Origin of the sequence: Streptomyces sp. NPDC005899 (genome assembly GCF_040629645.1) — a bacterium.
GTDB lineage: Bacteria > Actinomycetota > Actinomycetes > Streptomycetales > Streptomycetaceae > Streptomyces.
The window spans coordinates 1-2959 of record NZ_JBEXWB010000536.1; the positions used below are offsets into that span (position 1 = coordinate 1).

Consider the following 2959-nt stretch of genomic DNA (forward strand, 5'->3'; position numbering starts at 1 on the left):
TGGACGGAGCAGCTCGTCCAGATGACCTTGCCGCCGTCGTCGGTGTAGCGGGTGCCCCAGCGTTCCGCGAGCTGGGCGACGAGGAAGAGCCCCCGGCCCCCCTCGTCCGTGGTGGCCGCCTGACGCAGGTGGGGGGAGGTGCTGCTGCGGTCGGAGACCTCGCAGATCAGGGTGCGTTCCCGGATCAGGCGTACGCGGATGGGTCCGGCGGCGTAGCGGATGGAGTTGGTGACCAGTTCGCTGAGGATCAGCTCGGTCGTGAACGCCTCCTCCACCAGATCCCACTCGGCCAGCTTGCGGGACACCTCGGCCCGTACCCGGGAGACCGCCGCGGGGTCGGAGGGCACCTCCCAGTCGGCCACGTCCTGGTCGGCGAGCAGGCGTGTGCGGCCGACGAGGAGCGCGATGTCGTCGCGGGCGCGCGCCGGGACGAGGACGCGCAGGACGGCCTCGCAGATCTCCTCGGGCGTCCGGTCCGCGTGCTCGGCGAGGGTGCCGCGCAGCAGTTCGAGTCCCTCGTCGATGTCCCTGCTCCGGTCCTCGACGAGGCCGTCCGTGTAGAGCACCAGGCGGCTGTCCTCGGGCAGCTGCACGTCCAGGGTCTCGAACGGCAGGCCGCCCAGGCCGAGCGGGGGGCCGCCGGGCACGTCCGCGAACTCGGCCGTACCGCCGGGACCGATGACCACCGGCTGGAGGTGGCCGGCCCGCGCCATGGTGCAGCGCCCCGAGACGGGGTCGTAGATCGCGTAGAGGCACGTCGCCCCCGTGACGCCGTTCTCCGCGCCTTCGGCCCGCTCGTCCTGGTCGATGCGGGCGACCAGCTCGTCCAGGTGCCACAGCAGTTCGTCGGGCGGCAGGTCGAGGGTGGAGAAGTTGTGGACCGCGGTCCGCAGCCGCCCCATGGTGGCGGCCGCGTGCAGGCCGTGTCCCACGACGTCGCCGACCACGAGCGCCACCCGCGCTCCGGGCAGCGGGATGATGTCGAACCAGTCCCCGCCGACACCGCCGAGCCCGCCGCTGCCCGCCTGCGCGGGCAGGTACCGGTAGGCCGCCTCGATGGCGTTCTGGTCGGGCAGGCCGCGCGGCAGCAGGCTCCGCTGGAGCGTGACGGCCACGGTGTGCTCGCGGGAGTACCGGCGGGCGTTGTCGATGCTCACCGCGGCGCGCGCGACGAGTTCCTCGGCTACCGACAGGTCCTCGTCCTCGAAGCGTTCGGGTGTCTGCGCGCGCCAGAACATGGCCACGCCCAGGATGACGCCGCGGGCACGCAACGGCACGGCGATCATCGAGTGGAAGCCGTGTTCGACGAGCCGGCGCGCGCGTTCCGGGTTCTGCTGCTGCCATCCGGTGAGCCGCTCCAGCTCCGGGTCGAGCACGGCCCGGCCCCTGATCAGGCCGTCGCCCATGGCCGTGGTCGGCTTGAAGCGGATCACGGAACCCAGCGGGTACAGCCCCGTGTCGCTCCGTGCGCCGCTGACGGCCGTGCGCCGCATGTCGGCGATCGAGCGGGACGCCGTCGGTTCCTCGCCGCGCAGGACCGTTTCGGCCAGGTCCACGGTGGCGTAGTCGGCGAACCTGTCCGTGGCGAAGCCGGCCAGCTCCTCGCAGGTCCGTACGACGTCGAGGACGGTGCCGACCTCGGTGCCGGCGTCGTACAGCAGCTTCAGCCGGCCCCGGGCCACGGCGGCCTTGCCGGTCAGAGCCTGGATCTCCGTGGTGTCGCGCAGTGTCGTCACCGTGCCGGGCGGTCCGCCGTCGCGGTCGGTGGAGCGCTGGCTGACGGACAGCAGCCGGTCCCCCACGGAGACGACCTCGTCGGTGGTGATGCGCCCCGAGGACAGCAGATCCGTGGCGGCGGGATCGAGCCCCAGCTCGGTGACGGCCCGCCCCTCGGCCTCGGCCGGCAGGCCCAGGAGGCGACGGGCCTCGTCGTTGACGAGGAGCAGCCGCCGGTCGCCGCCCACGATGAGCACGCCCTCGCGCACGGAGTGCAGGACGGCGTCGTGGTGCTCGTACATCCGGGTCATCTCGGCCGGGCCCAGGCCGTGCGTCTGGCGGCGGAGCCGTCTGCTGACGAGCGCCGTCCCCGTGGTGGTGAGGACCAGGATCCCGGCGGCGGACCCGAACAGGAGGGGGAACTGGTTCTCGACGACCCCGCTCACGTTGGCGACGGTGATCCCGGCGGAGACCATGCCGATCACCTGGCCGTCCGTGCCGAGGACGGGCACCACGGCCTGGACGAGGGGGCCGATCGTCCCGGTGATCTTCTCGGTGACGACGCGCCCCTCCAGCGCGGGGCCCACGTCGCCGACGAACTTCTTCCCGATCCGGTCGGGCAGCGGGTGGGTGTAGCGGACGGAGTCGAGGTTCAGTACGACGATGAAGTCGACGCCGGAGCCCTTGCGGGCCGCCTCGGCCTTCGGCTGGAGCACCGCGCTGGGGTCGGGGCTCCGCAGGGCCGCTTCCATGCCGGGCGCGTTGGCGAAGGTCTCGGCCACGGCCACGGAACGGTTGCGTGCTTCCCGCTCGCTGTCGGACCTGGACTGGAGCACGAGCGCGGCCACGGCGGCAGCGACGAGCAGCACCACGATCGCCACCTGCAGGAGGAAGACCTGACCAGCGACGGTTCTCATACGGAGAAACGAGCGCGGGCGGCCGTAGCGTCCGGCCATGCCCCCCTTTCTACACCCTGTCCGAGGGGCGGGCGAGCCGGTTCGGGCGAAGTTCCGGGGCGGGACGGCCGGTGCGGGACGCCTCGGGGACGGGAGGCCCTGGCGCGGGTGGGGCCGGCCGGTGGTCCCGGGGGTGGGGACGCTCCCCGGCTCCCCGCGGATCCCGGCGCGGGGGGGGGGGGGGGGCGCCGCCGCGCGGCGGGGCCCCCCCCACGGCGGCGGACCGAGCCGGGTACCAGCGGGCGGCCCCCGGTGTGCAGGGCGACGGCGGTGACCGGGGCGGCGAC

Annotated in this window: 1 protein-coding gene; it reads right to left on the minus strand. The window is 73.8% G+C overall.

What is annotated here, in order from left to right; genetic code table 11:
- The coding region (locus ABZ371_RS31065) for a SpoIIE family protein phosphatase (protein ID WP_358685949.1) at positions 1 to 2672 on the minus strand (2672 nt) is incomplete at its 3' end.
- Between the last annotated feature and the right edge of the window lie 287 nt (positions 2673 to 2959).